25 protein-coding genes, 1 tRNA gene and 1 pseudogene are annotated in these 23091 nt (G+C 62.9%); 14 read left to right on the forward strand and 13 right to left on the reverse strand.

Annotated features, from left to right (window positions below):
• Positions 1–61 precede the first annotated feature (61 nt).
• Positions 62–1039: pseudogene (gene pucL, locus OG326_RS21000) on the forward strand (factor-independent urate hydroxylase); the annotation flags it as partial.
• A gap of 772 nt (positions 1040–1811) precedes the next feature.
• Here the strand turns inward: pucL and OG326_RS21005 are convergent.
• The gene (locus OG326_RS21005) at positions 1812–2558 is read right to left on the reverse strand and encodes a hypothetical protein (protein ID WP_327138795.1); all 747 of its coding nucleotides are present in this window, start codon (positions 2556–2558) and stop codon (positions 1812–1814) included.
• A 387-nt stretch (positions 2559–2945) separates the two neighbouring features.
• Between OG326_RS21005 and OG326_RS21010 the strand changes: the two genes are divergently transcribed.
• On the forward strand, positions 2946–4178 hold the full coding sequence (locus OG326_RS21010) for a 2OG-Fe(II) oxygenase (protein ID WP_327138796.1): 1233 nt from the start codon (positions 2946–2948) through the stop codon (positions 4176–4178).
• A gap of 876 nt (positions 4179–5054) precedes the next feature.
• On the opposite strand, the gene OG326_RS21015 is transcribed toward OG326_RS21010, so the two are convergent.
• Positions 5055–5128, reverse strand: a tRNA-Ile gene (locus tag OG326_RS21015).
• Positions 5129–5196: 68 nt separating this feature from the next.
• Between OG326_RS21015 and OG326_RS21020 the strand changes: the two genes are divergently transcribed.
• Entirely contained in the window at positions 5197–5322 is a 126-nt protein-coding gene (locus OG326_RS21020) for a hypothetical protein (RefSeq protein ID WP_327138797.1), read from the forward strand.
• Positions 5323–5516: 194 nt separating this feature from the next.
• Positions 5517–5918, forward strand: coding sequence for a hypothetical protein (locus tag OG326_RS21025; protein ID WP_327138798.1), 402 nt, complete (start codon positions 5517–5519; stop codon positions 5916–5918).
• 435 nt (positions 5919–6353) lie between these two features.
• Here OG326_RS21025 and OG326_RS21030 read toward each other — a convergent pair whose 3' ends face one another.
• Both OG326_RS21030 and OG326_RS21035 read right to left on the reverse strand, forming a co-directional pair.
• Positions 6354–7445, reverse strand: a complete 1092-nt coding sequence (locus OG326_RS21030) for a hypothetical protein (RefSeq protein WP_327138799.1) — start codon at positions 7443–7445, stop codon at positions 6354–6356.
• Positions 7446–7916: 471 nt separating this feature from the next.
• Complete coding sequence (locus OG326_RS21035; protein WP_327138800.1) at positions 7917–8447, reverse strand: hypothetical protein; 531 nt, start codon at positions 8445–8447, stop codon at positions 7917–7919.
• A gap of 199 nt (positions 8448–8646) precedes the next feature.
• Here OG326_RS21035 and OG326_RS21040 point away from each other — a divergent pair, with 199 nt between their 5' ends.
• Complete coding sequence (locus tag OG326_RS21040; protein ID WP_327138801.1) at positions 8647–9225, forward strand: ferredoxin; 579 nt, start codon at positions 8647–8649, stop codon at positions 9223–9225.
• Between the two features lie 9 nt (positions 9226–9234).
• Here OG326_RS21040 and OG326_RS21045 read toward each other — a convergent pair whose 3' ends face one another.
• The 6 genes from OG326_RS21045 to OG326_RS21070 all read right to left on the reverse strand — a co-directional run bounded on the left by OG326_RS21045 (position 9235) and on the right by OG326_RS21070 (position 13920).
• Positions 9235–9537 carry a hypothetical protein gene (locus OG326_RS21045; protein ID WP_327138802.1) on the reverse strand — a complete coding sequence of 101 codons (303 nt, stop codon included), beginning with the start codon at positions 9535–9537 and terminating at the stop codon, positions 9235–9237.
• Positions 9538–9596: 59 nt separating this feature from the next.
• A complete protein-coding gene (locus OG326_RS21050) occupies positions 9597–10055 on the reverse strand; it encodes a hypothetical protein (protein WP_327138803.1) in 459 nt (152 codons plus the stop codon).
• Between the two features lie 497 nt (positions 10056–10552).
• Positions 10553–10906 (reverse strand): ubiquitin-like domain-containing protein, encoded by a 354-nt coding sequence (locus tag OG326_RS21055; protein ID WP_327138804.1) that lies wholly within the window; start codon positions 10904–10906, stop codon positions 10553–10555.
• Positions 10907–11029: 123 nt separating this feature from the next.
• Positions 11030–11266: a hypothetical protein gene (locus OG326_RS21060; protein ID WP_327138805.1), complete on the reverse strand. Its 237-nt coding sequence runs from the start codon at positions 11264–11266 to the stop codon at positions 11030–11032.
• 590 nt (positions 11267–11856) lie between these two features.
• Positions 11857–12870 carry a hypothetical protein gene (locus tag OG326_RS21065; protein WP_327138806.1) on the reverse strand — a complete coding sequence of 338 codons (1014 nt, stop codon included), beginning with the start codon at positions 12868–12870 and terminating at the stop codon, positions 11857–11859.
• Between the two features lie 162 nt (positions 12871–13032).
• Positions 13033–13920 (reverse strand): LysR family transcriptional regulator, encoded by an 888-nt coding sequence (locus OG326_RS21070; RefSeq protein WP_327138807.1) that lies wholly within the window; start codon positions 13918–13920, stop codon positions 13033–13035.
• Positions 13921–13990: 70 nt separating this feature from the next.
• On the opposite strand from OG326_RS21070, the gene OG326_RS21075 reads away from it, so the two are divergent.
• The 9 genes from OG326_RS21075 (at position 13991) to OG326_RS21115 (ending at position 20870) form a co-directional block, all read left to right on the forward strand.
• The gene (locus OG326_RS21075) at positions 13991–14734 is read left to right on the forward strand and encodes an SDR family oxidoreductase (protein WP_327138808.1); all 744 of its coding nucleotides are present in this window, start codon (positions 13991–13993) and stop codon (positions 14732–14734) included.
• Between the two features lie 223 nt (positions 14735–14957).
• Entirely contained in the window at positions 14958–15446 is a 489-nt protein-coding gene (locus OG326_RS21080; protein ID WP_327138809.1) for an SRPBCC family protein, read from the forward strand.
• 322 nt (positions 15447–15768) lie between these two features.
• Positions 15769–16389, forward strand: a complete 621-nt coding sequence (locus tag OG326_RS21085) for an alpha/beta hydrolase (protein WP_327138810.1) — start codon at positions 15769–15771, stop codon at positions 16387–16389.
• A 147-nt stretch (positions 16390–16536) separates the two neighbouring features.
• Positions 16537–16692 (forward strand): hypothetical protein, encoded by a 156-nt coding sequence (locus tag OG326_RS21090; protein ID WP_327138811.1) that lies wholly within the window; start codon positions 16537–16539, stop codon positions 16690–16692.
• 371 nt (positions 16693–17063) lie between these two features.
• Positions 17064–17444, forward strand: coding sequence for a hypothetical protein (locus OG326_RS21095; RefSeq protein ID WP_327138812.1), 381 nt, complete (start codon positions 17064–17066; stop codon positions 17442–17444).
• 903 nt (positions 17445–18347) lie between these two features.
• On the forward strand, positions 18348–18683 hold the full coding sequence (locus OG326_RS21100) for a histone-like nucleoid-structuring protein Lsr2 (RefSeq protein ID WP_327138813.1): 336 nt from the start codon (positions 18348–18350) through the stop codon (positions 18681–18683).
• 234 nt (positions 18684–18917) lie between these two features.
• On the forward strand, positions 18918–19865 hold the full coding sequence (locus OG326_RS21105) for a TerD family protein (protein WP_327138814.1): 948 nt from the start codon (positions 18918–18920) through the stop codon (positions 19863–19865).
• A gap of 129 nt (positions 19866–19994) precedes the next feature.
• Positions 19995–20258, forward strand: coding sequence for a hypothetical protein (locus tag OG326_RS21110; protein ID WP_327138815.1), 264 nt, complete (start codon positions 19995–19997; stop codon positions 20256–20258).
• A 261-nt stretch (positions 20259–20519) separates the two neighbouring features.
• Positions 20520–20870, forward strand: coding sequence for a hypothetical protein (locus OG326_RS21115; protein WP_327138816.1), 351 nt, complete (start codon positions 20520–20522; stop codon positions 20868–20870).
• 564 nt (positions 20871–21434) lie between these two features.
• Here OG326_RS21115 and OG326_RS21120 read toward each other — a convergent pair.
• The 3 genes from OG326_RS21120 to OG326_RS21130 all read right to left on the reverse strand — a co-directional run bounded on the left by OG326_RS21120 (position 21435) and on the right by OG326_RS21130 (position 23087).
• Positions 21435–22139 (reverse strand): flavodoxin family protein, encoded by a 705-nt coding sequence (locus OG326_RS21120; protein WP_327138817.1) that lies wholly within the window; start codon positions 22137–22139, stop codon positions 21435–21437.
• A gap of 68 nt (positions 22140–22207) precedes the next feature.
• Complete coding sequence (locus OG326_RS21125; protein WP_327138818.1) at positions 22208–22435, reverse strand: anti-sigma factor family protein; 228 nt, start codon at positions 22433–22435, stop codon at positions 22208–22210.
• The gene (locus OG326_RS21130) at positions 22425–23087 is read right to left on the reverse strand and encodes an RNA polymerase sigma factor (protein ID WP_327138819.1); all 663 of its coding nucleotides are present in this window, start codon (positions 23085–23087) and stop codon (positions 22425–22427) included. The genes OG326_RS21125 and OG326_RS21130 overlap by 11 nt, the downstream gene beginning before the upstream one ends.
• Positions 23088–23091 lie beyond the last annotated feature (4 nt).

Consider the following 23091-nt stretch of genomic DNA (forward strand, 5'->3'; position numbering starts at 1 on the left):
GCCGCCCCGGTCGTAACGCGCTGACCGATATCACCGTCACCACCACGCTGGCGGCGATTTCGAGGCCACACACCTGCACGGGGACAACCGGGCGCTGTTGCCTACCGACAGTCACAAGAACGCGGTCTACGCCTTCGCCAAGGACGGTATCGGTGAGATCGAGGACTTCGGGTTGCGGCTGGCGAAATATTTCGTCGGCACCGCGCCCACGGTGGAGCGGGCACGGATCACGGTGCAGCAGCATCGCTGGGATCGGGTCAACGACGGCGCGTTCATCCGCGCGGGCCAAGACATCCGCACCGCGACGATCACCTACGACGGCAGCAGCGCGACGGCGGTGTCCGGGCTGACCGGGCTGGCGTTGTTCCAAACCCGGGGCTCGCAATTCCACACCTACTTCAAAGATGAATACACCACGCTGGGGGAGACCAAGGACCGCACCTACGCCACCTTGATCACCGCGGATTGGCGTCACGAACGGTTCGTCGAGGGCCACGACTGGACGGGCTCGCATGCGCGGCTGCGGGAATCGCTGATAGACACCTTCACCACCATCGCCAGCAGTTCCACCCAGCAGGTTCTCTACACCATGGGCGAGCGTGCTCTGCGCACATGCCCGGGCATCGTCGAGATCCGCCTGAACATGCCCAACCTGCACCACCTGCATATCGACCTGACCCCCTTCGGGCTGGACAACGAGGAAGAGGTGCTCTACCCCTCGGACCGGCCCTACGGCCTGATGGAAGCCACCGTGCTGCGCGCGGACGCACCCCGCCCGGACTGGCTTGGTGGTGACCGGCGCACACCCGCCAAGCTGGACGGAGGAATAGTGCAGCAATCGAATAACTACCGTCCGCCAGGTGAACTGGATAAATCCGATGCAGGAGAACCGAACTCAGTCCCGACGATGGCCTGGCTCTTTACGCTAAGGCCAACGTTCCGAACGCAGAAATGCACTATTTTGCCGATGACCGTGAGTTCACTTCGTTTGGGATGGAACCGAACTCGTCACCACTGTCGCAGCAGTCCGGCAGACTGAGTGGCGTCGGCACCGCCGCCCGGAAAGGATCGAACTACGATGACAAGCGCAGATGACCAGTACCCCGAGGACATGATCGATCCCATCCGCAACGTGGACAGACTGGCGAATTCCCTTTGGTACGACGCGATCAGCCAAGCTGAGCCCCAACGAACTTGAGGTTCCCGCAGACAATGCCGACGGTACCGACGCTGAGGCATCGTCCTAAGCCAATCGTGTGAAGGGTGGCATGAGTGGGCGTTCGTCCTCCGGCCGCTCTATGCCGCTTCCAGCGCTGTTTCGACTGGCCGCACGACGTTGACTGGCAGTGTCGTTATCCAGCAATCGCCGACGTGAGTGTCTGATCTGATCTCACTCTGTGCAGGGGCCAGGTGTGCCCGGCAGGTGGTGGCCGAGCTCGTCGGCGCGTACGACGAGCAGTTCCACGCAGTCATGAAGGTGCGGGAGGGGTTCCCCGAGGTGCTCGCGCACCAAGGCGACGGCCTGAATGGCATGGCCAGATGTAAGCAGAGCGTCGAACCGATCTTGGGTCTCCGGCGACATCCGATTCCACAGTTCGCGAGCCGCATGTTCTCTGAGCATCTGGGCACACCATCACATGCTCGGCCGGATGGCGAATCAATTTCCGGGCGAAGTGCGGGCTGCAATCATTCGCTCTTGCCGCGACCCGCGCTGTCTCAAGCGGCCAGCGCAGGCCGCGGAAGATCAACTGGCCGTACTCATCCGCGGCCGACCGAACTCACCATATTGCCGATGACCGAGTCACGCCGACTCAGTTTGTGGGTGGCGGGGTGAGCGCATAGTCGGTGAACTGTTCACGCATGGCCGTATTGAAGGCACTGACGCGTTCGATCGTGTCTGCACCGGTGAAGCGAGCACGTCGTAAATACCATTCGGTCAACGTGGCAGCGTCGGATGCTCGACCATTCGATATAGCCAGGACAACGATGCCTCGGAGCCTGATGGGATCCGGATTGGATTGATCGCCACCCATCGTGCTGGGACGGTGGGCAAGCTCGAAAAGCTTGTCCACGCTGTCCCGTTCGGACAACCAGCTGTGGACGGGGCCGTGCAGCATCGACATGAAGCGGTCCAGAGCCTCCACGACGTCGGACTCGCCGGCGAGCCAGATCTTCTGAGAGGAGGGATCGAATTCGGAGTAGAAGAAGCCGAAGCTGACCGATTCCAGGTAGTGGGGCTGCCAACGGTCGCCCTCGTCCTCAGCATCGATGGGCAAGGCACCGGTTGGCATGTCGCGTAAGACTGTTGCAACCGTGTCGGACACCATCTGGGCGTGAGCGTTCAGGCTCAAACCGCCCCGGGAGCCGTCCCATTGCAGCACGACGAGCAACACTGACGTCAGTCCCTGCACAGAGACAACTGGCGCGGTGAACCAGACCCGCTTCCACGTCGGATAACGTCGTCCAGGCTGTTCGTCCGGGATATCGTCCAGTGCTCCGGAAGGTCTGAATCCCTCCGTTGCAAGTCTTTTCGCCAACTCTTCCGCCACGGCGTTCATCAACCGCAGAGATCGCGACCCAGACATAACACCTCCCCTCCGCTTACGACGATCCGATCTTGCCAGGAACGTCTGACACGGCACTTCGCGGAATTCTCGGAGGGATCGTTGCAGCACGCAATGCCCTGTACTGCCGCGACCCGGGTGTTCCCGAACCGGCCGCGGGCTCGGCAAGCGGGTGCACGCACGTGCCGATACAAGGCTGTTCGGTCCCGAACGGCGCGGCTGGCCCGGTGACTGAGAGTCGGTGGGCCCTGGGAGGATGCCCGTAAGCGGTGACGAATACGGGAGAAATGCATGGCGGGCAAGGCGATACAGATAATCGGTGAGCTTTTGGGGGCGGTTCCGTCGGCGAGGGCGTTCGCTGCGCGGCGGACGGGTTCGGCGGTGGACCTGGTGATCGAGGTGGACGGGGTGGGGCCGATCGGGTTGCCTGTGACGCCGACGCAGGCGCGCCGACTGTGCGAGGTCGCGCGGCCGGCGCGGTATGGGCTGCGCGAGCAGACCATCTTGGACGCGAACGTGCGTGACACCTGGGAGGTTCCGCGGGAACGCGTCACGGTCGACGAGCGGCGGTGGCACGAGAGATTGTTGCCGATGCTGGACGCACTGCGGGCCGAGCTGGGTTTGCCGCTCCACTGCGAGCTGTCGGCGGAGCTTCATTCGATGCTGGTGTACGAGCCGGGACAATTCTTTCAACGCCATCAGGATTCGGAGAAGGCCGACGGCATGATCGGCACGTTGGTGGTGACACTGCCCTCGATGTTCACCGGCGGGGAGCTGGTGATCGAGCAGCAGGGGAGAAAGGTCACCGACCCGGGTTCCGCGCAGGAGCTGTCCGTCGTCGCGTTCTACAGTGACTGCGCGCACGAGGTGCTGCCGGTCACCGACGGTTTCCGGATTACGCTGACCTACAACCTGATCGCGAAGGGGCGTACCGGGCCCGATGCCACCGCGTTCGCCGGGCATCCGTCTGTCGCGTTGCTGGCCGAGCAGTTGCACGAGCATTTCACTACACCGAGGGAATCGGGACCCGCCCGAAAACTCGTCTGCCTGCTGGATCATCAGTATTCCCAGCAGGGATTCGGGTGGGATCGACTCAAGGGCGGCGACGCCGCCCGGACCGGAATGCTGCTGGCCGCAGCCGAATTCGCGGGATACGACACGTCGTTGGCCCTCGCGGAGGTCGAGGACTCTTATGAGGAGGACTACACCTCCTACATGCTGATCCATCGACAGCGTTGGGAGCGTGTCGAGGACGGGTGGAAATGTGTCGAAAGCGCCGAGGTGGAGTTCGACGACGGCGAATTAACGGAGCCGGTCCCCGAGGATACCGCGAGCTTTCCGGTGAGTTCCTGCCTCCCGCTGGCTCCGGATTCGGACGAGATCGGCGAGCTGCTTTCCTCGACAATCACTTTGACGTGGCTGATCGACCGCTCGGGGGCATCCGGTGAGCCCGCTGCGCGAGAGATCGTCGAGGACAGCGAGCTGTGCACGGGCGAACCCAAGTCGACGCTCGAGCCGTTCGCATCGGAAATCGAGGGCTACATGGGCAATGAAGGAAACACTGCCAATTTCTGGTACCGCCGCGCGGCCACCGTCATCCGGCCCCGTCAATAGAAGGCCCGGCAAGCTGGACCACGCCTGGCCGTGGACGAGCGGCTGATCCAACAACGGCTGAACGCACTCATCTACCGCGTGTCGCGCTGACCGAACCGGCCAGCGCTGAGCAGCGGAAGATCAAGCGGCCATATCGATCCGACGTCGGCGGAACGTCCTAAACTGCCGAATGGCGCGCTGATCGAATCGGCCCGCCCGCAGTCTGGAAGTCAACTGGGACTGCCGATCCGGAACTGGCCGAACGCGCCATATTGCCAAGGACGCAACGTGGATTCGTGCTCGTGACGCAGCGGACTGTTGAATGGCAGCGTACCGACGTGTTGGCTGGTTGGTGTAGTGCGCTTGTGATCAGGAGTTTGGTGATGCCAGATTGTCGTTGTATGACACCTCCTTTCCGAAGAGGGATGTATGTCGAAAAGCGGATCGGTGTAGATGAGACCCACGGCCGTTTCGCGAACGTAACGCTCAAGACCTGCAGGAGTGCGGCAGATTGTGGCTGTGCTATCAGTGGGAGGAGGAGCACCTCCGCGAGTCGGGGCAGTGGTATCAGGGGATGGTCACACCGGAATCCGTTGAGTCGCTGGCACCGGAGGATGCGCCGGCCGTAATCGATGCTCTGCCTTGGCATTTCTACGGGGGCAGTTACTTTCGGACTGCGGGGCGCAAGGGAGTGGGTCGGATTTGCTGAAGCCCGCGAACGCTCCTTCTGCCCGACGCCGTACCATTCTCTAAGTAGCCGAGTTGAGGTGCTGGCTATTCGTCGGTTCGGGTTCAGTCCGGGTGTGGATCTGTCAGCAGCACTACGCGGCCAGCGGTGGGGTCGAAACCGAGTACTGGGACTGATGGCCGTCCTCCGCTGACGTGCCCAATCCTGAGTACCCTCGGCGGGGTTTGAACCCGCGACCTTGACGTTATAAGCGTCCTGCTCTAACCGGCTGAGCTACGGGGGCATGTGCACGACGAAGCCCCGAGGCGGCTGGCCCCGGGGCTAGGTATGCACTGACCCAGTAGTTCGAGCATGAGGACAGTATGGCAGCGTGAGCAGTTCCACCGGTGGGATTCCCTCGAGGATGCGTCCGCGTTCGATACCGCGATGCGCGAACGGTTCCCCGGCTATGCCGTGGAACGGTCGAACCGGTCCTAGCGCGCAGGAATCGTTGCGACGCAAAGCATCCGCTACTGCCGCTTACAAGTCTATTCGGCATGCCATCTGGCGGGGCCGACCGAACATCAACCATGTGGAGTCGGTGCGGTGGCGTCCACGTAGGGTCGGGCGGTGCGAGCACTCGGGTATCCATGGTTCCGGTCGACGTGGTGAACTCGGGGATGGAGAAAGCGATGGACCTGGATACCCACTTCGCCCGCCGGATAAGGGAATCCGGGCTGAAACTGATCGACCCGAACAGTCTTACCGAGCGTGAATACCTGCGGCAGTTCGCGGCGCGCCCAGGCATGTTCATCGGTTTCACCAGTGTTCGTGGGGTGACGTGCTTCCTCGACGGCTACGACTACGCGGCGCGTCGCTCGGGAGGGCCTGGACTGGATGGCTTTCGGGACTGGCTTCTCGCGAATCATCTTCGCCGCCAGAGCAACTTTGCCTGGCCCGGTTTGATCAAGCAGATCGCACTGCCTGAGTGGGATTTCGAAACAGATCTGACTCCCGAGCAGGAAACTCAGATTCTCGAAGTGCTGTTCGACTTGCTCGACCGATTCCTCGCAGAACGCGAGATCGTCGACTAACCTTCCGTTCTTGGCGTGTATCGGCCGTCCGAACCGGCCACCGGAGTGGGTAAACGCCAACTGGCCGTGTCGATCCGAGGTCGACGGTCCGCGATTCGTTCGCTTGCCTCTCCTACGATGTGCCGTACCCGTCAGTGGGCCGCTGGGGGATCGGCTCCTGGCGGTAAAACCATTACGCATCTTCGAAGGGACCCACCCACTCGCCACCCGCTCCGGGCAGGGCAGCGACCAGGCTCCCCGTCGGTTCGAGATGTGAGAAGTCGGGGTAGTTCGCGACCGGAAGCCGAACCCCCGCTCAGCATCGACGACTAGAGCGGTACCCGTTGCCGCGTCCGATCCCTCCACCGGGCGTTGGCGCGCGATCAGGTCGGTGTTCCGGTGAAACAGGCCATCCACCCGGCGGCGGTGAAACTCGAATGCTCGACATGCCAGGCGTCATTGCCCACCCGCCAGGCGTTGGCGCAGCTCGTCGAGGATACGGATCGCCCATTCGCGAGTTCGTTCGTTGTCCGATGCTGCGGTGAGCACCGAATGCCATGCGGGTGTGGCCAGTAGTGACCAGTAGCCGGTGCGGAGGGGTTCCAGGGCTGCCCAGTTCAGGGGAGCCAGGTTGGGGCGACCGTCCAGAAAGCACGCGAGGGCCCACACCGATTGATAGCGAACCAGGTTCGGTGTGAGCGCGCCGATGTGTGAGAGGTAGTGCGTGAGAGCCTGTTCGGAGTGTGCGTACTCCCGCAGGGTTTCGCCCATGCCGTCGCACCAGGCCAGGGTGGACAGCAGGTCGCCGGTGTGGTCGATGAGAGCCTCGTCGGCGTCGGGTGCGGCTATTGCGTCGTGGACCGGCGCGGCGCACGCGACTTTGTAGGCGAATTCGCCGTTCAGATGGTGTCCGTCGCAGGCCCTGCGCAGTAGCCACGGATCGGCCGCGGGATCAGCCAGCTCGCAGATGGCGCACACCGTGTACACCCGACCCCAGCCCGCGGTGCGGTCGGCGAGCCAGATGAGGTTGGTGCTGGCTTCGGGTAACCGGGCCAGAGCCTGGGAGGCCAGTAGTCCGAACGTGTCCGACAGCAAACCGATTGTCTGCATCAACGAGATGTCGTCCTCGGTGCCGGCGACCGCGAGCAACGCCATACCCAGGACGGTCGGGTTCTGGTCGGTGCTGGTGCGAGTGAGGTGACGGCCGAGCTCGCGAGCCTGGCCGGGGTCCGCACGGCCGATCGCTGCCGCGATCGATGGCCACAGAGCGATCGCGATGTCGTAGTCGACAACCTCGCGACACAGACGGGCGATATCGCGGTGTTCGGTTGGCGCGCTGAAGAATTCGTCGATGAGCCGACTCGTGCGGGTACCCTGGTCGTCGGACCTGCCCGCACTCCACACGCGGTTTCGTCTGCGGTCGGCATCCGGGTACGGCTCACCGTCACGAGGCAGCGGAACGTCCGGATACCTGCGGACGAGGGCGAGCGCGTGGTTGTAGAAAGTGGTCGGGGAGCTGGGCTGGGCGGAGCCCGTGGACGCGCTCATCGCGCGGGGGTGAACTCGATTCTTTCGATCATGGGAGCCGATACTGACAGGCGTTGACGGCCTTCGCAATTGGATTGGGCCGTGCCGGTTCGAGGTCCCTCATGCAGCATCGACTGCTAATACTGGTAGGTGAAGTACCCGGAGGTCCAAGCGTCGCGATCCACACGAGATCTGTCGATGTGAAAACAGTCAGGTTCGTCCTCGAAGCCGCATGACCTCGCTGTTGCATCGACTGACCTGCTCGCTGCGCCGTAGCGCGGTCGCAGAGGTCGATCCTTCACCCATGACCAGCATCGCAACCCGCTCGACTCTCCTGGCCAGCGCCTGACCCAGCGCGGCGTACTCCCACGCCAGCCCGATCGATCGCAGACTCGCGTTGGATCACACCTAGTCCAGGTATCAGACCATCCACACATACGTGTCGGGAGCCGGTTCGACGTGTTGCAGCAGACCCCAGTCGAAGGTCGCGAACTAGATGCGTTCGTGTCCTGAGCCTGGATCGACACCGCGGAAACAGGCCACGGTCGCGCGGCCGCCGAATCCGTCGAAAACCTCTGTCGGGCACAAGCTTCCATCGTGGAACTCATCCCACGTACACGACCACGGCGTCAAGTCCGCCACAGATGCCAGTCGCGGAGGTACGCAGTCAGGTCCGCGGTGGAGTGTCCTGAACAAGTGCGGTTGATTCGGCAGCTGCATCCATTCCATGCGCAGTCCGGGCCAAAACGGCAGATCCCATGCCGCGTAACGAACCTCACGCCCAAGGTGAAATTCGACCCGCTCCGAAGCCGGTGCGCCCCATGCCGATATGTACTCATCGACAGTGCTGAACTTGTTCGTCGCTTCGGTGAACCACCATCGCTTCTCAGCGGCCTCGGCCTGCTGGCGAGTGGCACCGATCCGGTCGAGCAGTTTCCCCGCTGGTGCCGGAGCACTTTTGCACATCGCGAAGAGCATCGACAACTGGAAGTCGTACAGCGTCGTCACACTCTCACCGGCCATCCTGCCCTCCCCATCGGCGCGATCGACACCGAAAATACCAGCACTCAGCAAACCTGCTTCTCAAACGGACCACGCTGAACAGCGCCCAGCTTCTCGGGTCCGAAGATCAACCGACAGTGGCGATCTCACCAGAGTAGATGTCCACTACCGCCGAGTTGAGTGTGCTGCGGTTACCGAGCTCAATCGATACTGTGAGCTCGTGTATTGGGACCCTTTACCGACCGTCGCTGTCTCGCACACACTTCCGATCGCGGGCGCGGGACCGGGAAGTGCGCTGGGGCCGCCGAGCGGATATCTGCTCGGCGTGTGGAGCGAGCGGGATTGGCGCAATGTTCCCGGGCCTTTCTATGGCGCGCAAACCGATTCGTGCGGGACTGGTCCGCTCGCCGCACCTGATCACGTCCTGTGCGAGGACAAGTACGGCAGCGAAGTGGTGTTCCGGCAACCCCGAACCGTACGTGAGACACAGCTGGTCCTGACCGCGGCGTGGTCGGACCCCTTCGCCGGTTACGCCTGCGACGGTGACGATCACTGGACGCTGGGACAAATCCGGCAGTGGTGGGCTGATCGAACTCGCCTGGTCGAGTGGATCGACCGCGTCGACCACATGTGGTCGGTCAGCGATCATGAGTACGAGCGCGCGCACGTCTCCGCCGTGCGCGCCTACCACCACTATCTGGAGCACGGGCTTGAAAACGAGTTACGCGAGTACGGGTTCTGGCTCGAGCATCGCCGCGCTATCACCCCTACCGAAACTCTGCCCGACCTCGGACCCTGACCGATCGATTCACTCTCTCAAATCGCGGTCATCGAGCACTTCGATCCCGGTCACCGATCTCGCCACAGGGTCGTAATTCAACAAGGCGACGGTCGCGCTATCGCGTTCCAGCACAATGACTCCCGTACTCGGCGAACCGAGCGGTGCCGTCAATAGAACCCGGCAGGTGGGAGCGCAGGCGCACCGCCCATGGAAACGTAGATCAGGGATGGTTCGCGCGAGCCCAGGGTCCTCACCGATCAACAACTCGACGATTTCGGCGGTCAGGCTGGGAAAGGCCTCGGCCAGGCTCGGGTAATGAACCGCCGTCATACCCGAACGATACAGCCGATCAGAGTGCGAAAGGTCGTGCCTGTTCACTGGGACCGGTGTCATGCGCTGGTGCTCGGAGTCCATCGGAACCACATGTCGGTGCCTTCGATGCGATAGCTGTCGCCGTTGTCGTATCGACGTTCAGCCAACAGCTTTCGTGGTTCGTCTGGAATTCGACGGTAGGGAGCCAATAACTCGGTCAGTTCGTCATAGCGCGCGTCGACGCCACCGTGACCTGGATGGCTGTCCTCCCCGACCTGGCCCGCCTCCCGGAGCTGATGCCAGCGAACCCAGATCGCCCACTGCTCGAGTTCCCAGGCCACCGCTTCCGCATTCGCCGGCCAGACGTAGTACTCGTAGCCTTCGTCGAGGTAATCGAAGGACCAGCCATTGTAATAGTGCGGACGACCATCCACGGTTGCCAGACCCGCGCGCGGCCAGTCACACCGCTCCGACTCGGTGGACACATACTCGAAACCATCCGCAATAAGGTCTGTTCCATCCCACGCCTCGGCCACATCCGCATGCTAGCCGCAGCCCCAGCGGCTCACACGCCGGTTCGCGCGTCCGCTCATAGCTGCCCTACCAGCGGCACGAGGCTTTCTACCTTGAGGAGTCCTTCTACAAGCGGCAGCCTGTGGCGGACTCCCGGTAGTCCGGGCCCTCGCGGTGCGACGGAAGATCAATCAGTCGCGCCGATCTGACCGCCCCGGACATCCGCTACTGCCGCGACCCGGGCGTTGATCGGACGTCCAAACTAGTTGGCCGACAGTGCTTCCGGGTGCGCGCTCATGCCGAATATCGTGTGCTCCCGCGAGGGAATCGGACTTCACCGCCTGAAGTCCCGAGCGGCATCGCCTGCGGGCACACCGACCTAGCAGAGCCCCACCCGATACCGGGTGGGGCTCTGTGGCGAGGATCGGCCTACGCCGTGGAATCGACCGAAATACCCGGCGGGGCAGACCCGCTCGGGATTCGGCGACCGGTGAGGGCACAGCCCACCGCGCGCGGGGCCCTACGCGGGAAAGACAAAGACCTCACAGCCGTCGTACATGCCGTAGGACGCCAAGGTCTTCGCGTCTTCCAGGATCACGAATTGCTGGTTCTTGGTGTCGTTGAATTCCAGATTGCTGTTCTCGGGAAGAAAGCCGGAAGTGGCGCCGGTCTGGGCGAGGATGGTTTGCTTGAACTTGGCCACGGTCGCGGTCGGTGCGATCACCACCGAGATCGAGCTGTTCGACTCTGACGTCACGGTGATCGTGATGGTCTGGACCGCTTGCCTGGCCGGACTGTCGAGGAAGGTTCCCGACGGCGCGGGTACCGCTTGGGCGACGGCGGGAGTGAGGATGATTCCTGCGACGGACAACACGAGAAGTGCTCTACGAATCATTGTCTAGCCCCTTCACATCGGCGTTCATTCCAACTCGGCGCGAACAAGGAACAGCCACAGCCTACGGTCGATATCCCTGCGGCCCTGTCGATCCGGGTGACGTCAGCCCCCAACGAGGACGTGTCGGCCACCCGATCCCGACAAGGCCGACAAGATGGTCGAGTCTGCGGAGTAGGCCAACAATGAGGCCTCGGCAGGTTCCACCACCCGAGGCAGGACCACGGTCGGGTCCTCCAGTTCGCGGCGCAACTGCACGCAGAAGGCGTCCAGGCTGCTGTATCGGGCCGTGATCTCCGCCAGCAACCGCAGTGCGCCGGCGCTCTGGCCTGTCGTGCTCACCCTTGCCAGTCGTCCTCCGCCGGTTGCTCGAACTCTGACAATCTGTGCCACAGAAACGATCGAAGAAAGCACCGGCGGGCAGCGGGCGTCACAGCCTGTTGGGTGCCACCCGCCGGTGTCGGAACTGCCGTACAGCGATCGGTCCCGTTTGCAGGCCAGAACCGGGGAGCCGCTCGGGCGGGCCACCCCTCAAACACCTGAACACGAAGGCTGCCAACGGACGGGCGTCCGCGACACCGTGCCCTGTGCTCGAAATGCCCGCGAGCAACATAATCTCGACCCCCGTCATGAGGACCCCCGTCATGAGAGGGAAAACGCACGCATTGACGCAGAATGTCCGAGTATCCAGCGTTGCTCGTTCTTGGGTGTCCGAATATTCGCAGGGATCATGATGAGCCCACACACGAACGCGCTGCATGCCGTGACCCGCGCCTTCCGAAGAGGCCGCGCGGGCCCGCCGAAGATCGACGGGCAGAACGTCGTTCGGCCGCGGGCGATGCACCATAATGCCGATGAGCGCGTCAACCGCGGCCGCTGTTGGCTTCGGACGGTCCATCCGAAGGTCAAGAGTGAGGGACCGAGATCCGGCGTCATCGTGCGTGGGTGTAGGCCGGAAACGTATCTGCCATCGCTATATCGAACGCTGCGACCCGTTGAGGAGAGTCCCAGGAGTGGTACTGCTCGCGCTGCACATAGTCGTGCATCACAGCGATCGCTTCCGAAGCTCGGTTCTTCAACAGCGCCAGGATCACCGCTCCTCGTAATCGCACCGGATCAGGATTCGACCTGTCGGAGAACATGAGGTTCGGCGAAGACGCCAGCGCGAGTATGTCGGTCACCGTTTTGCGCTGAGCAAACCACTTCTGAACTGGACCTCGAACGCTCTCCATGAAAAGAGCGGCACAAAAATCGATACCGGATTCGAAGATGAGGTTCCTGCCGGACCTGGAGGGGTCCTGGGGATTGCGGAAGAAACCGAACGCGATGCTCTCCAAGGGATCCGGCACGCTCCGGGCGGCACTCTCGAGTGCCTCCGGCGGCAGTTCACTACGGATCTGAGCAACCTCGTCCGACCACAGCACCGCCGCCCCGGTAACCCCGACACCACTGCCGTCCCGAACCAACATCGCCTCGATAGCATGTCTCAGGCCCGGTCCAGCGCCGTCTGTGGAACAGAACCACGCTCGTCTCCAGTCCGGATACCGTTTGCCGGGCTGCGCCTCGTCCCGTCCATCCGGTGCTGGACAGGGAACGAAACCCTCGGCAGCAAGCGCTTCGGTCAACCTTTCGATGATCAGCTTCATCACTCGATTCGCCTCTGCCGCAGTCAATTCAATCTCCCTCCGAACCCGATGATCCGATCTTGGCAGACATGCTGCAGCCGAAGCTTCCCGACCTTCGATCACATCCGCTTCTGCCGCGACCCGCGCGTTGGTCAGGCGTCCAAACATGTTGGCCGGCAGGGCTTCCCAATGACTCCTCGTGCCGAATGGAGTGCGTTCAACTGGCCCGTCGTCCCGGACGAGCCAGCTGGCTACAAACGTCCGGATCCGCCGATTATCGAGTCCCAGGGGGAGGGCTTCGTTGATGGTCGCGAACCGCATCACGCGTGGCGGGCGGTTAGTGCCCCCTGGCCTGCGGTGATCAAGGCGTGCTACACGGTGAGTGTGTGCGGATGAAACAAGATCGGCCGGATGACCCCGCGCGGTAGGTCGGGTGATCCGGGCGCTGTTGTAGTGGACAGCGAGAGCTTCCGACGCCGAACGCTAACCGGTGAGGTGGGCCAGCGCTGCGTCTTTCAGTGCTGTGATCATTGGGTTCCGATCGTGCGCTCGGGTGACGAGTACGACCTCGCACGGCTCGATGCCATCGAGGGGCACCAAGGCGATATCGTCGCGGACGGTGGCGCGGCGGTCGCCTGCGGGGAGGATCGCGACGGAGTGACCGGTGGCGATGAGTTCGAGCTTGTCCTCGAAACTGTCCTCGATGGCGGGACCGGGTGGTGCCGGGCGGTCGCCGACGGGTCGGGGTGTGCTCCAGATCGTCGGTGTGCTCTTGCAGGCAACGAGTTCCTCGTCGGTGAGCTCATCGAAGCCGGCGGATTCCTTGCCCGCCAAGCGGTGCGTCACCGGTACGACAAGCACGCGTGATTCCTGATACAACGTCCGCACGCGCATGTGGTCTGTCGGGAAGGGGAGCGGGCGTCGGGCAATGAGCGCGTCGACCCGGCGTTCCGGGAGGGCGTGTGTGGCGTTCCAGGCGAGGTGCCGCGTGCGGATCCGCGCGTCGGGGTGGCAGCGGCGCAACGCCTGCACGGCAGACGTGATGACCAGGCCCTCGGTGTAGCCGATGGTGATCGCGCGGGGCGGGTCGGCGGCTTTGGCCGCACGTGTGGCCTGCTCGGCGGTGTGCAGTAGTTCTCGCGCATGGGAGAGGAAGGCTCGGCCGGCGTCGGTGAGGCTGCTGCCCTGTGGGGTGCGGTCGAGCAGCCGGACACCGAGCTGGTCTTCGAGGCGCTGGATCTGGCGGCTGAGCGAGGGCTGTGCCAGGTGGAGCGCGGAGGCGGCGCGCCCGAAGTTGCCGTGCTCGGCAACGACGGTGAAGTAGCGCACGAGCCGCAGGTCGAGGTCCACACGTCCAGAATAGATCGTCATACGCGTGCGGCATGACGACGTGCGAAACAGGTCTTGGACGGCGGGCGCACGTCGCCGTTGACTCGTAGGCATGGACAATTACGACGGCAAGAACATCGTGATCACCGGTGGCAGCAACGGTTTTGGTCTGACGACGGCCCAGCGGTTCGTAGATTCTGGAGCGCGAGTATTGATCACCGGCCGCACCCAGTCGACATTGGACGCGGCGCGGGAACGGTTAGGGAGCAACGCGATCGCTGTCCGCAGCGACGCGGCATCCATACCGGACATCGAGGCATTGGCGAACCGCGTGGCGGTGGAGTTCGGTCTGGTGGACGCGTTGTTTGTGAACGCGGGCGTCACCGCGTCCGCGGCGTTCGAGTCAACACCGGAGGACATGTACGACGAGCTGTTCGCGATCAACACGAAGGGGCCGTACTTCACGGTGCAGAGGCTTGCGCCACTGATGCGCGAAGGCGCCGGTGTGGTGCTGACGACGTCGGTGGTCAACGTCAAAGGCCTCGAGATGATCAGCGCTTACGCGGCGAGCAAGGCGGCTCTGCGCTCGATGACGCGATCGCTGGCGCGGGAGTTGCTGCCGCGGAAGGTGCGCGTCAACGCGGTCAGCCCCGGACCGATCGACACCGGGATCCTGGATCGGTCGATGCCGGCCGAGACGGCGGCGGCGGCGAAGGAACAGTTCCGCAGCGCGAATCCGATGCAGCGCTTCGGGCTGTCCGAGGAGATTGCCGCAGCGGTGGAGTACTTGGCGTTCGGTGCGACATTCTCGACGGGAGCAGAGTTTCCGGTGGACGGTGGGGCATCACAGCTGTAGTTGTCGGCACTGGCATCCCGACCGAACCGGTCAACGCGCTCGCGGAAGATCAACTAGCCGTGCACATCCGAGGCCGGCGGAACGCACCATATTGCCGGTTTCGTGCGAATAGACCTTCAGTGGCATCCGAGACGAGGCATGCTGAGTCTGCTCGCGCTCACGCAACCGATGGTTGCGTGAGCGCGAGCGGTGACCTACTCTTATGCAACCTAAGGTTGCGAGATTGGACATCGGCATGAAGCAGGAATCGGGCACGACAAGCACGGTGCACACCGGGCGCGGCTACTCGACGTCATACACGGTCGAGCAAGCGCCAGGGGAGGTCTTCGCCGCCATTCTGGATGTCCGCGCCTGGTGGACCGGCCAGATCGAGGGGCACGCCGACGAGCTGGGCGCCGAGTTCACCTACCGGCACCTCCCTCAGCACTACAGCCGCCAGCGCGTCGTCGAGCTCGAGCAGGGTCGCAGGGTGGTTTGGCGTGTCACCGACAGCCATCTGGAGTTCGTTTCGGAGCCGGGTGAGTGGACCGGCAGCGAAATCGTGTTCGACATCGCGCCCGCGGCCGACGGCGCTGAGCTGCGATTCACCCATGTCGGCTTGGTACCGGACGTCGAATGCTTCGGTGCGTGCTCCACGGCCTGGCTGCACTACATCAACGGCAGCCTGCACAGCCTGATCACCACGGGCGAGGGCTTGCCTGATCCGTGGTGACCGGCGGTCGGCCAGCCGGGCGGATGAGCCCGCGAGTTCATCAGCCGCGGCTGCCGGCCCCGATCGGTTCACTGACGTGAAAATGGTCCCGCCGATCAGCTGCCCTCGATCCGTAGTGAGCCATGCTGTCCACCTCGGAACGGGAGACCACCAGGAAACGCATGGGTGACAGTCTGTCTCAGAGATGGCTACGAGCGCGAACGCCCGCTATTGCCTCGACCCGCGCGTTGGTCGGCCGTCCAAACTGATTGGGCGACAGCGCCTCCTAGTGCGCGCTCATGCCGACGAGCGTGCACCCATCGACCCCAATAGTCTTACGTCTATGTCGAACTCGGCACACGCCCTCAATCTCGCAGTCGGCCCCGATGCCGATCGGGCACCGGTTGTTCTGCTGCACGGTTCACATGGCAGCGAATCCGATCTCATGTCTCTTGCCTGTGAGTTGGCACCCGGCGCGACGAGGCTCGGTGTCCGCGGAACGGTCGATATGGGCGAGGGGTATGCCTTCTTCCATCGGCTTCCAGACCGCCGGGTGGACGAGGCAGACATGGCGGCCCGGATTCCAGTGCTAGCGGAGTGCATCGAAACCGCCTGCATCAGCTGCAATCTCACCAAGCGGCCCTTCGCCATAGGCTTCTCGAACGGAGCGATCATGGCGGCGGCTCTGCTGCTGACCCGTCCCGGGCTGTTGGCCGGAGCGGTCTTGTTCCGACCGCTCTCACCATTCATCCACCCGCCTTGTCGCCGCATGAACGGCACGCCGGTCCTGATCATCGATTGCGCGCAAGACACCCGCAGATCACCGGGAGATGGTTCAAGACTGGCCGAGCAGCTCAGTGCTGCTGGAGCGCTCGTGGCCCACCACGTGTTGCCAGTAGGACATATGGTGACTGCCGAGGACAGCGAGATAGCGCGCGAATGGCTTCGGGTGTTTGAACTTTGATCAAGGCAGGTCGTCCACTCTCGTCGTCGGCGCGAAGCACCCTGGTGAAGGAGACGGTTGTGCAACGTTGCCGCAGACACCCCGCTCACTCCTCGGCGCGGTAAGATCGGCGCAGGTAAACACCTCATTCAGCGAGGAGTGGACATCATGGCTGAGACCAACCCCAAAGAATCCGTACAGCCACAGTCACGTTTGGAGCCGGTCGACTCGGAGGAGTTCGACATTCAGATGGAGGACTATCCGGCTGTTCACGGCACCTCGGTTGACATTCCGGAGCCGATCATCGTGCGGGAATGGAAATAGTCCGACACACGAACGGACCCCTCGGCATAGGTGAACGACCATCTGCCGAGTGGTGCTGAGCTAGCGAACAGCCGCTCTTCCTGGTTACAGGGAGTGCGGCTGCTCGGTGATCCGTACGTCCTAGCGCTCGATGGTGGCAATCACCTCGCGTGTAGTCAGCACGGTGTATTCCCCGCTGGGGACTTCGACTTTGACGCCGCCATAGCGCGAATCATTCACCCTGACTGGGTATTTCATTGCCTCAGGCGCACACATGGACGTGATGGCCGATCGGCTGGCGAGCCATCCCGAAGTTCAGAGATTCCGTCGGCGCCGAACGCGGGCTCATTCCGCGACCCGCGCGTTGGTCGGGCCCCTTTGAATCTCGATCCATGAGCATCGCCACCGGCGAAGCCGGTGAAGTCGTCACTCTCCAGCCTGGTCCGGTAGTGACACTCGACATCCAGCGGATCGAGACCGAGGACGAAAACGCGGACGTTTTCACGATCGCCTACGCCGCTTCCGAGCTCGTCTTCACACTGCCGGCCGCCGCGGACGGAGCATCTCAGTTAGTAGCGGCCGCCGATGCGTCCGACAAGAGTTCGTGGTGGGCGATCGAAGCGGCCCCTAGTTCCACCCTCCGGAATACGTATACGATCCGCTGCTTCAGCCAGGACGACTGCTATCTGACCGCGCAGGCGCCCTTCCCCGGCGCGGCTGCGGTTTCGTCCGCCACGAGCTTTCCATGGTTAATCACGCAACTGAAAGGGTGATCGTCTGCATCGCTCCAGGCTGGAGCGGTGCAGACACGGGGCCGCTGCACGACGATTTTCGCCGGGCAGCTCTCGGCCCCTGATCGGGAAGTCGGCTTCTGCAAGATCGAGAGGTCCGATCAGTGCCTGGGATGCTGCGCCATCGCAGAATCAGCCGTTCGCCAGGCTCCTGGCGATAACAAGCCGCTGAATCTGGTTGGTGCCCTCGAAGATCTGGGTGATCTCTCAGGCGATCGCGCCGACGTTTGGGGGCATACACGAAATACGCGCTGAGCTGGGCATTGGTCTCTTCCGGCTTCTGTCCAGTTCTATGGTGTTCCGTGACTGCCACGGCCTGTAGACGGCCTGGGCCAGCCTTCGGGATGATCGTTCTGCTATCGAGCCGGACTCGGCGCTGGACGGTTCCTGGATTGTGGGTTGCCCTGAAGCACAAGACCAAACTCTTGGCGTGTCGCGGCAGTGACACGCCGACGAGTTTGAGCCGTGCGCGAACTGTTGGCAACCTCTCTTTCGGGAGGTTCTTGATGTCTCTCAGGGGTACCCGGTAATGCCGCGATCATAGGTGTAATCGACGGTGGCTCAACTGGTTTGGGTGATGTGAAGAGCCCCGCGAGAACCCTGTATTTCCTGGGAGTTCCCGGATTTTGGGAAGCGAACTTACACCGAATCGTGGATCCCGATTCCCGTGAGTTCCCTCGGGGCGACCGTCTGCTTCTCTAGCGGTGTAAGGGAATTGAGCTGAGCCGATGGACAGCTGTTGCGCGCGCCGTCTACGGCATCCAGCTCAGCCGGTCTGCTGCCGGTGCCTCTGCGGGGCTCGATTGCCTCACTGTGTCTAATAATGAAGTAGAGGGTCAGTAGCATTCAGCAGACGTCCTCATTTACCCGAAGGGAACTCCGTTCATGGCACGCAAGGTCGTTGTGACTCTCGTTGATGACTTCGATGGAAAGTCCGAGGCGGAGGAGACGGTGTCGTTCGCGCTCGACGGTGTTGAATACGAGATGGATCTGTCGGGCTTGAACGCCAAGCAGCTGCGGGGCGAGCTCGAGCAGTGGACTGCGCACGCCCGCAAGGTGGGTCGAGCGCCGCGCGGTAAGAGCGGTGCGGCCCGTCCGGCCGTTGATCGTGAACAGAGTGCCGCCATCCGGGAGTGGGCACGGAAGAACGGGCATGAGGTGTCGAGCCGCGGCCGGATTCAGGCGGGCATCGTTGCGGCGTATCACAACGCGAGCAAGTAGGAAGTAGGTGCTCCTGCACCAGCTTCGGCCTGGGTGAGGCTCCGGGTGCGTGGTCTGCCTCAGCCTCGGATGTGGCTGGATCGGGAGTTGCCTGGTTCGGGAGTTCCCTCTAGATGTCTGGCTGGCTCGGACGGTCGGCGCAACGTCATTGCTCTCCGTGGCGATGCGTCAGGTGCCGGGTCTCGACCGGCTCTTGTGATTCCGGTGGTTGCTGAGTGGTGGAAGGGTTGGACTGTGGCCTACCCGAGACTGTCCAAGGGGCAGAACTCGCCGCTGCCAGGTCATACTTGCCGCGTCTACGCAAGCATCGAATGGGCGGACTCGACGTTCGAGGTCGACATGTCGGCCCTGCTACTCGGGGCGGATGGAAAGGTGTTCTCGGACAGGGATTTTGTCTTCTACAACCAACCTGTGTCGCCGGACGGCTCGGTGCGGTTTCTGGGCGGCACGGAAACTGGCGGGGGCTCGCATGCCCGCATCTCGATCGATCTCTCGGCGGTTCCGGGCCGTGTTCAGACAGTGGCCCTGGCGGGAAGTCTCGCTTCCGGCACCTTCGGGGCGCTCGGTGAGCTCAGGTTCATCGTCGTCGATGGAGCGGGTCAGGCGTTGGCGGAGTACATCATCGCTGACGCCACCACCGAATCGGCACTGCAATTCGGTGAGGTCTACCGGCGCGGCGGCGGATGGAAGATCCGCGCGGTCGGACAGGGCTGGACATCCGGGCTGGCCGGTCTGGCAACGGATTTCGGTGTCGAGATCGACCACGATCCGGAAGCTGAGTCGATTCAGTCGCCAGTTCCTTCGACGGGCGTCAGTGGCTCCGAACAGGCTGGCAGCGCGGCAACCAGGCGGCGAGCTATAGGTAGTCCGTATCGGTTGTGGACCCAGGCGCGAACATACTGTGACTATGACATCACCGTCGAACAGCGGCATCTGCCGGCGATTCGAAACCTGTATCCGCAGGACTTCTCTGTGAAAGACCGAGAACAGACGCGTGATGTCGAGTTGGTTCCGGAACCGGAAGGCGCGCAAGGCCCGTGGGCGATATCGGTTCGATCTGCCGGACGGACGATCGGCTATCTCGGAGCTGGCGAAGCCCGGAAATGGGCAGGAGTCATCAGACGGATCGTCGCATCAGGATTCATGCCGACGACCTCCGGTCGAATTTGGGCGAACGAGTAAGACGGCTGGGACGGTATCGAATTCGACGCGAACATACGGATCGCTCTGGGCAGTCCCAGCGACGCTGTTCCTCTGAACGACCCGCCCCCGATTCCGTACACGATGCTGCCGCGGTCCGCGATCGTGCAGGTGACGAAGGAGGACGAGCACTTCGACGTGTTGCTGAAGCATGTCCCCGCGCAGGGATACGGACTGCTGTTCGTCACACTGGAAGAGAATGTGCCGGAAGGAAATCGGGCGAAGTCCCACGTCGAGATCCGCATCGACGGTGAACGAGTAGGGCAACTGACCCCACAGATGAGCCAGCGTTTCCTGCCGATGATCCGGCATCTGCGGAAGCGGGCTGGCGACTGCCTGTTGGAGCGACATCACTGGCTCGGCCGTCGCTGCTAAACTCCGCATCGACGCGATCAAAGCCAACCAAGCGAAACCAGAATTGCTGAACGGGCCGCCGATCACCATCGCCAAGCTGCGGCCGTCATTGCCGGACCCACTCGCATACGACCTGTCTGCGATGCGGTCGGCCCTCAGACCGCTTCCGCTGGTTCGTCCCACCACACCATCGATACCCCTCGAGCCGCCGGACGGGTCGCTAGTGCGCTTCGACAAAGGCGGTGGCCATTACAACTATGTCGCGGTGCGCCGAGGAGATGCGTGGGAAACCACCGCGACGGGCAATGGGGGATCGATCAACGAAGTAATGCCATGGGCGAACTTGGCATCACGAGTCCGAAAGTTCGATATCGCAACCGCATGGGACCGGGTCGATCGACGTGGCGACTGCGAGTCCGCGAACACCGGGCCGCCGTGCGATTCACGATCGGCGACATTGACTTCGCTGCTGTCAATATTCGCACCGACGAGCGCGAGGACGGCGACTGGTACACGACAGTCACTGAGCAAGGTGAGCAGCAGTTGCCTCTCGGTCACCGCGCGATATGGTCCGAGATAGCGAGCAATGGGCACCGTATTCAAGTGGTTACCATTTGGGCGCCACTCAACTAGTCTTCCCTCACCATGGCCAGCGGTGATCGGATTATGTCCCTGCCTGCGCGGTGGTCGTCGATGGAGTTGTTTCAGTACCGTTCGAAGATCTGCTGGCGCGCTGCCTGGTAGATAGGGCTTTTTTGCTGGTAAGGATAGGTTTTGACGTCTAGTTGGCTCGTGCTGGAATCACTGGGCGTTCGAACAGATCACGGAAGATCGGCCTGAATAAGTTCGCGAAAACGTCTGCGGCGATCGAGTGGCCTTCGGTGTGTCGTTGAGCGGCACGCCGAAGTAGTTGCAATGTCGGCAACTTCTGGGCAAATATGTTTGCGGTTGGGTACTTCGGCCAGGCTCGAGGTGCTGGAGAAGTGCCCGTGGCGGCGGCGCTCGCAGAAATGTGGCCGATGGTTGATGAATCAGAATAACTGGGGCCTGAGGCACCGGTTGCCGACCGGCCTGCCGGATAAGGGCGGCCGGCAAGGCGTTACAGGTATGAAGGGACGCCCGTCGTGGCCACCGGTGATCCGGTGGCCACGACGGGCGTCTCCCGGGACGCACCGACTACTTTGCAGCCGGGCGTGCCTACCGGTATTCCGGATTCTCGTAGTCGAACCGGCAACCGGCGTTCCATTCCGAGCGCTGATTGCCGTGCGCGGGGATTCCGTTGTTGTCCTTGAGCATTCGGGCCAGATGCAGCAGGTTCCAGGTCATGAAGGTGGTGTTGCGATTGGTGAAATCGTTGTCGGGGCCGCCGGAGCCCGCATCCAGGTAGGAGGGGCCGGGTCCGGCCTCGCCGATCCAGCCGGCGTCGGCCTGCGGCGGGATGGTGTAGCCCAGGTGCTGCAGGCTGTAGAGGATGTTCATGGCGCAGTGTTTGACGCCGTCCTCGTTACCGGTGATCAGGCAGCCGGCAACGCGCCCGTAGTAGGCGTATTGCCCGGCCTCGTTGAGGATCGAGGAGTTCGCGTACAGCCGCTCGATGACCTTCTTCATCTCGGAGCTGTTGTCGCCCAGCCAGATCGGCCCGGACAGCACCAGGATGTCGGCATCCATCACCTGTTGCTGTAGCGCGGGCCAGGCGTCGGTGGCCCAGCCGTATTCGGTCATATCCGGGTACACACCCGTCGCGATGTCATGGTCGATGGCTCGTATATGCGTCACCTCGACGCCTTGTTTCTCCATGATGTGCGAGCTGGCATCGATGAGCCCCTGGGTATTGCTGATGGCGGGGGAGCGCTTGAGCGTGCAGTTGATGAACACCGCGCGCAGATCGTCGTATGTCGTCATAGCGGCACAGTGTCGCGGGAACGCCCATCGTTACGGCTGAAATCGCGGCCGCCGGAGAAATTGTCGAGCTAGCGCCGCCAGCTGCGGAACGCGGACAGCAGTGTGTCGCGCGCCGGAGCGGAGAGGCTCTCCGCCGGGAGTTCGCCCGTGATCTGGATGGTCTGCCGGAACTGATCCAGGTACGCATCGCACCCGTCGCACAGGGACAGATGGTCGACAAACCGTTGTTCGGTTGCCGCATCGAGAGCGCCGTCCAGGAAAAGTGTTACCAGCTCCACGAATTCGTCACAGTCCACGGTGGATACCCCTCTCGGCGTCGAAGTAATGCTCCAGCTTGACCCGCACCGCCGCCCGCGAGCGATGCAGGATCACCCGCTGGTTGCCCTGCGAGATATCGAGCAGCTCGCAGACCTCGTCGGAGCTGTAGCCCTCCATATCGCGCAGCGTGATGACGATGCGATTGCGATCGGGGAGTTCCGCCAGAGCGGCGGCGACGACACGCATGATCTCCGCCCGTTCGGCAGCGATTTCCGGCTCTGACCAGCGCTGCGGTTTGCGGTCGGCCAGCCAGTGGCCAGGATACGGATCACCAGCGGACCGGAACCGGCTGGGGTCGACGGTGGGCCCCTCGTCTTCGGAGGTGAGACTGCCGAACGGCAGCGTCCGTCTCTCCTTCAGACCGCGTTTCTTGGCGGTGTTCACCAGAATCCGGAAGACCCAGGTCTTCAAGGCCGCTCGGCCTTCGAACCCGTCGATGCCGCGGATCACCGCCAGCCAGGTCTCCTGCACGACTTCTTCGGCGGAAGCATTCGTGGAGACGAAGGAACGGGCCAGCCGCAGCATCGAGGCAGACCAGGCGTCCAGAAGCTGCTCGAAGGCAGACTCGTCGCCTTTGCTGAGCCTGCCGACCAGGACGTCGTCCGGCGGCAACGCGCCGTCGTCACTCACACGC

It is taken from the genome of Nocardia sp. NBC_01327 (assembly GCF_035958815.1).
Lineage (GTDB): Bacteria > Actinomycetota > Actinomycetes > Mycobacteriales > Mycobacteriaceae > Nocardia.

What these genes read in the sequence shown, in the direction of transcription:
- OG326_RS21005 (WP_327138795.1), bottom strand. Translation starts at nt 2,558, where the DNA reads ATGAACGCCGTGGCGGAAGAGTTGGCGAAAAGACTTGCAACGGAGGGA.
- OG326_RS21020 (WP_327138797.1), top strand. Translation starts at nt 5,197, where the DNA reads ATGAGGACAGTATGGCAGCGTGAGCAGTTCCACCGGTGGGATTCCCTC.
- OG326_RS21100 (WP_327138813.1), top strand. Translation starts at nt 18,348, where the DNA reads ATGGCACGCAAGGTCGTTGTGACTCTCGTTGATGACTTCGATGGAAAG.
- OG326_RS21065 (WP_327138806.1), bottom strand. Translation starts at nt 12,870, where the DNA reads ATGCGGTTCGCGACCATCAACGAAGCCCTCCCCCTGGGACTCGATAAT.
- OG326_RS21085 (WP_327138810.1), top strand. Translation starts at nt 15,769, where the DNA reads ATGTCGAACTCGGCACACGCCCTCAATCTCGCAGTCGGCCCCGATGCC.
- OG326_RS21120 (WP_327138817.1), bottom strand. Translation starts at nt 22,139, where the DNA reads ATGACGACATACGACGATCTGCGCGCGGTGTTCATCAACTGCACGCTC.
- OG326_RS21030 (WP_327138799.1), bottom strand. Translation starts at nt 7,445, where the DNA reads ATGAGCGCGTCCACGGGCTCCGCCCAGCCCAGCTCCCCGACCACTTTC.
- OG326_RS21090 (WP_327138811.1), top strand. Translation starts at nt 16,537, where the DNA reads ATGGCTGAGACCAACCCCAAAGAATCCGTACAGCCACAGTCACGTTTG.
- OG326_RS21070 (WP_327138807.1), bottom strand. Translation starts at nt 13,920, where the DNA reads ATGACGATCTATTCTGGACGTGTGGACCTCGACCTGCGGCTCGTGCGC.
- OG326_RS21025 (WP_327138798.1), top strand. Translation starts at nt 5,517, where the DNA reads ATGGACCTGGATACCCACTTCGCCCGCCGGATAAGGGAATCCGGGCTG.
- OG326_RS21075 (WP_327138808.1), top strand. Translation starts at nt 13,991, where the DNA reads ATGGACAATTACGACGGCAAGAACATCGTGATCACCGGTGGCAGCAAC.
- OG326_RS21045 (WP_327138802.1), bottom strand. Translation starts at nt 9,537, where the DNA reads ATGACGGCGGTTCATTACCCGAGCCTGGCCGAGGCCTTTCCCAGCCTG.
- OG326_RS21095 (WP_327138812.1), top strand. Translation starts at nt 17,064, where the DNA reads ATGAGCATCGCCACCGGCGAAGCCGGTGAAGTCGTCACTCTCCAGCCT.
- OG326_RS21035 (WP_327138800.1), bottom strand. Translation starts at nt 8,447, where the DNA reads ATGGCCGGTGAGAGTGTGACGACGCTGTACGACTTCCAGTTGTCGATG.